This window comes from Pseudomonas sp. (assembly GCF_041601375.1).
Lineage (GTDB): Bacteria > Pseudomonadota > Gammaproteobacteria > Pseudomonadales > Pseudomonadaceae > Aquipseudomonas.
The window spans coordinates 1-4,424 of sequence record NZ_JBFIIG010000265.1 but is presented as its reverse complement, the minus strand read 5'-3'; the positions used below and the strand labels follow the sequence as shown (position 1 = coordinate 4,424).

Annotated in this window: 5 protein-coding genes; all 5 read right to left on the bottom strand. The window is 63.2% G+C overall.

The window, feature by feature from the left end:
* Positions 1-689: putative hydro-lyase (locus ABZE94_RS20670; protein WP_372877990.1), on the bottom strand; the 689-nt coding region annotated here is incomplete at its 3' end.
* A gap of 81 nt (positions 690-770) precedes the next feature.
* A complete protein-coding gene (locus ABZE94_RS20665) occupies positions 771-1,694 on the bottom strand; it encodes a LysR substrate-binding domain-containing protein (RefSeq protein ID WP_372877988.1) in 924 nt (307 codons plus the stop codon).
* Between the two features lie 207 nt (positions 1,695-1,901).
* The gene (locus ABZE94_RS20660; RefSeq protein ID WP_372877986.1) at positions 1,902-2,843 is read right to left on the bottom strand and encodes a biotin-dependent carboxyltransferase family protein; all 942 of its coding nucleotides are present in this window, start codon (positions 2,841-2,843) and stop codon (positions 1,902-1,904) included.
* Positions 2,843-3,559: an allophanate hydrolase subunit 1 gene (locus tag ABZE94_RS20655; protein ID WP_372877984.1), complete on the bottom strand. Its 717-nt coding sequence runs from the start codon at positions 3,557-3,559 to the stop codon at positions 2,843-2,845. Before ABZE94_RS20655 ends, ABZE94_RS20660 begins: the two co-directional genes overlap by 1 nt.
* The gene (locus tag ABZE94_RS20650; protein ID WP_372877982.1) at positions 3,556-4,308 is read right to left on the bottom strand and encodes a 5-oxoprolinase subunit PxpA; all 753 of its coding nucleotides are present in this window, start codon (positions 4,306-4,308) and stop codon (positions 3,556-3,558) included. The genes ABZE94_RS20655 and ABZE94_RS20650 overlap by 4 nt, the downstream gene beginning before the upstream one ends.
* Between the last annotated feature and the right edge of the window lie 116 nt (positions 4,309-4,424).

Here is a 4,424-nt window from a genome sequence, read left to right as displayed (position 1 = left end):
GTGACGCCACAGGCCCAGAACACGGGCAGTTCTCCGGAACGTACTTCGACCGGATCGCCGTAGTCGGGGCGCGCCAAGTTCGCGATGCCGATCTCGCTCGGGTCTCCAAGGTGGACTGGGGCGCCGTGTACGGATGGGAAACGCGAGGTGATCTGGATGGCCCGGATTGCATCCGCCGCCTTCATCGGGCGCATGGACACCACCATCGGACCGGCGAAAGGGCCGGCCTTCACGGTTGGAATCGAGGTGCGGTACATGGGTACATTGCTGCCACTGGCGATATGGCGAATCTCGATGCCGTCGGCGATCAGCGCATCCTCGAAGGAAAATGAGCAGCCAATGGCGAAGGTCACCAGGTTGTCATGCCAGAGGTGGCTGATGTCGGTGAGTTCTTCCTGCATTACACCGTCGTGCCATACCCGGTAGCGCGGCACATCGGTACGGATATCAAGATCGTGGCCCAGTGCCGGGATGTGTGGATCTCCAGCTTCCGAGACACCAACCAGCGGACAGGAGCGCGGGTTGCGCATGCAGAACATCAGGAAGTCGGCCGCGAGGGCGCGGGGCAGGATGGCCAGGTTGACTTGCACATGGCCCGGCGCAAGGTTGGCCGTTGACCCGGTCAGTTCACCACGACGCGCTTGCAGGCGTATGCAAAGGCTTTCAGAGGCAGTGGTCGCAGTAGACATCGGAGCTCCAGAAGTGAAATGTGGCAAACTCATTTCATTGCAGAAGCGCCGGGTTGTCTAATCGGATGTTCGGATTAGAGCTCATAAGCAAAACGGATCAGCACTCCCTTCGCCACCTTCCTCACAGGCGGAAACCTGTACGGCCAGGCGGGCGATTGCCGCGGCTACATGGCTGTCGGTGCCATGCAGCCAGGTCGCGGTGAAAGCGAGATTGGGCAGCACTCCAGCGTCGACCTGCAGCAAGCGCAGGTGGCCTTCAGCCAGTTCTTTGCCGAGACAAATCGGGGCGATGACACAGGTGCCGATGCCATCGAGCGTCATCCGGACGGCCATGCTGAGTGAGGCCGATCCATACATGCGCGGTGTGCGTACGCCCCGTTGCGTGAGCATCTCGCGAACCACCTGATAAGGCTTGCTGCCCGAGGGGTAGGTGATGATTGGCCAGGCTGCGACCTCTTCCAGGGACAGGGGCTCCTCGCCCAGCTGCAAGCGTGTGCTGGCGACCCAGGCGAGCGGATAGCGGCACAGTGGCAGATTCTCGACGTTCGGATCGGACAGTGGCCCCATCAAAAAGGCCAGGTCGATCTGCCTGGCGAGCAAGTGCGAACGCAGCACTGGCGTGGTGTCCACCTCGATCTCCAGAACCAAATCGGGAAAGGTCGTATGCACGCGTTCGAGCAAGGCCGGCAGCCAGGTCTGCACAATGGTTTCGGCGACGCCGATGCACAGCCGGCCACTGACCACGTTCTGCGCGCGGGCCACCAGCAGCATGTCGTGCTTCATCTGCAGGATGCGTTCTGCATGGGCCAGAAGCGCCTGGCCTTTTGCGGTGAGACGGGTGCCACGTTTATCGCGGTCGAATAAACTGACTCCCAGCGCATCTTCGAGCTGTGAGATGCGTTGCGATACGGCCGGCTGGCTCGTGTGCATTTTCTCGGATGCCGCACGAAAGCTACCGAGCGTGGCAATCCAATAAAAGGTTTCGATACCGCGCAGTTCGATCATGGTATGGGTCTTCTCTCCGCCTGGTTCAACGTAAGCAGTCTATTTACTGCAGCGTATACGAGCTGGAACAGACGTATTGCTGCAAGCCCGCCACGCGATATTTCCGTTCGCGCTTTAGCTCCAAGCCTCTAACTTGCATGGCTCGGCATTCTCGCCACGCGACAGGCGCCTGGCGAGGTGCTTCGGAAAGAACCGTCGAGATAGCCCTCAGTCTTGCCGCCATTGATTGAGCAGGCGCAGGTGCGCGTCTTGCGCCGATTCCTGCTGCACAGGCGCCAGGCGCAGCTCCTCACCGGGCAGGCACTGCGCCAGGCGTGCGACTGCTTGGGGGGTGAGGGCGCCGAGGCGCGGGTAGCCGCCGATGGTCTGGCGATCATTGAGCAGGGCAATCGGCTGGCCATCGGGTGGCACCTGCACGGCGCCCAGTGGAATCCCTTCGGAAACCATGCTTGAACGGCGGCATTGCAACCGTGGGCCGAGCAGGCGCATGCCCATTCGATCGGAGCGTGAATCAATCTTCCAGGCGCTATTGAATACGTCGAACAAACTCTGCCCACTGAAGTCGCCGATTTGCGCGCCCATGACCAAGTGCAGGCGCGGTGAGGGCGTGAATACAGGAATCAGTCGCTCATCTATGCTGCGTTGCCGCAGCCCCGTACCGGGCCAAGTCAGCCGCTCGCCGGTTGCCAGTGGTTTGCCGTTACCCTGCAAGCCGCCCAGTTCCTCGCGGGCCATGCTGGCGCAGCTACCGAGCACGCTGGGGGCATCGAAGCCGCCCGGAGCCGCCAGGTAGGCGCGCGCGCCATGACGTGGTTGGGCAAACTTGAGCTGTTGGCCTTGGCGCACGTTGAAGCTGCGCCAGGGTGCCAGTGGCTGGCCGTCCAGGCTGGCGCCGAGGTCCGCACCAGCCAGGGCCAGGCAAGCGTCCTGTTCGCAGAGCAGGTTGAGATTGCCCAGGGTGATCTCCAGTACTGCGGCGCCGAGCGGATTGCCCAGCAACCAGTTGGCCCAGTACATGGATATCCAGTCCAGGGCGCCGCTCTGGGTCACGCCCAGGTGGCGCACACCGAAGCGACCGGCATCCTGCAGTTGGATAAAGGGCGTGCTGCGTTCGACGCGCAACCCGCCAGTCAGGGGGGAGTGGCTCATTACATCGCCTCCAGAGGGCTGTCATCGCCACCGAGGCGGATGAATTCGGCGTGGTCGATGGGCTCGAAACGCACCCGGTCGCCTGGCTGCAACAGGCTGTAGCCGTCGATACTGCGGTCGAAGAGTTTTGCCGGGCTGCGGCCGAGCAGGTTCCAGCCACCCGGTGAGACCACTGGATAGACCGCAGTCTGGCGTTCGGCAATGCCTACGCTGCCGGGCGCGATGCGTTTGCGCGGGGTGCTCAGACGGGGTGTGGCCAGAACTTCCTCGACCAACCCCATGAAGGCGAAACCTGGGGCGAAGCCGAGGGCAAACACCTGGTATTCATGGCTGCTGTGGCGGCGGATGACCTCGACCTCACTGAGGCCGCTGCGTTGCGCCAGCAGCGGCAGCTCCGGACCGACGCTGCGGTCGTACCAGGTCGGCAAGCTGTGACAGCGCCCCCCTGCGGTGCTGGCTGGTTGCAGGTCGGCGAACGCCTGAGTGATCAGCTCACGGGCCTGGGACGCGCTGCTGCGTTGGAGGTCGTAGTGCAGCAGCAAGGTGGTGTAGGACGGTACCAGGTCGATCAGCGCATCGCCGAAACTGCTGCGCAGACGTTGGCTGGCGGCCAGCAGCCAAGGCATGTTGCTTTCTTCGATGCTGTCGAACAGGCGCAGGATCAAGCTATCGATGCCGGCAACTTCGAGCCGGGGCACAGGGGCGCGCGCTGTCATGCCTGGGCCAATGCGTCGAAGGCTTGGCGGATGCGCCGTACCGCGGCGACCGAACCGGCGTTGTCGCCATGCACGCACAGGGTGTGGGCCTGCAGGGGCAGGGCGCTGCCATCGCTGGCGAGCAGTGCATCGCCCTTGGCCAGGGTGGTGGCCTGGTTGACGATGACGTCGCTGTCGTGGTGCACCGCGCCGGGCTGGCTGCGTGCGACCAAAAAGCCGGCCGCGTCATAGGCGCGGTCGGCGAAGGCCTCGAACCACAGGGTAATGCCGAATTCGTCGCCGATGGCTTGCGCCTGGCGGTTGTCGCGAGTGGTCATCAGCATCACCGGCAGGCTCCTGTCATAGCTGGCGACGGCGCGCATGACTGCACGTAGGGTGTCCGGTTTGCGCATCATGTCCTGGTACAGCGCGCCGTGTGGTTTGACATAGCTGACGCGGCTGCCCTGGCTGCGGCAGAGCGCTTCGAGGGCGCCGATCTGGTAGAGCAGCAGGTCCTCGACCTCCTGCGCCGAGCAATCCATCGAACGACGGCCGAAACCGACCAGGTCTTGATAGGCCGGGTGGGCACCGATGCGCACACCATGGCTGACGGCCAGAGCCACGGTCTTGCGCATGGTGCTGGGGTCCGACGCGTGGAAGCCGCAGGCGATGTTGGCACAGTCGATATAGGGCATGACCTCGGCATCCATCCCCATTGTCCAGGGGCCGAAGCTTTCGCCGATATCGCAGTTCAGAAGCAGGCTGTTCACGGAAGTGTTCCTCTGGGCGGAGCGTCATGCTCTGGTCTGTCAGACGCAGGTGGCGACGGCTGTTGAGTGGCCACTGCACGGGCTTGTCTATGAAAAATGGACCGTGCAGCATTCTT

Excerpts from the sequence above, each read along its gene's own strand:
- ABZE94_RS20665 (WP_372877988.1), bottom strand. The coding sequence starts at position 1,694 with ATGATCGAACTGCGCGGTATCGAAACCTTTTATTGGATTGCCACGCTC.
- ABZE94_RS20660 (WP_372877986.1), bottom strand. The coding sequence starts at position 2,843 with ATGAGCCACTCCCCCCTGACTGGCGGGTTGCGCGTCGAACGCAGCACG.
- ABZE94_RS20655 (WP_372877984.1), bottom strand. The coding sequence starts at position 3,559 with ATGACAGCGCGCGCCCCTGTGCCCCGGCTCGAAGTTGCCGGCATCGAT.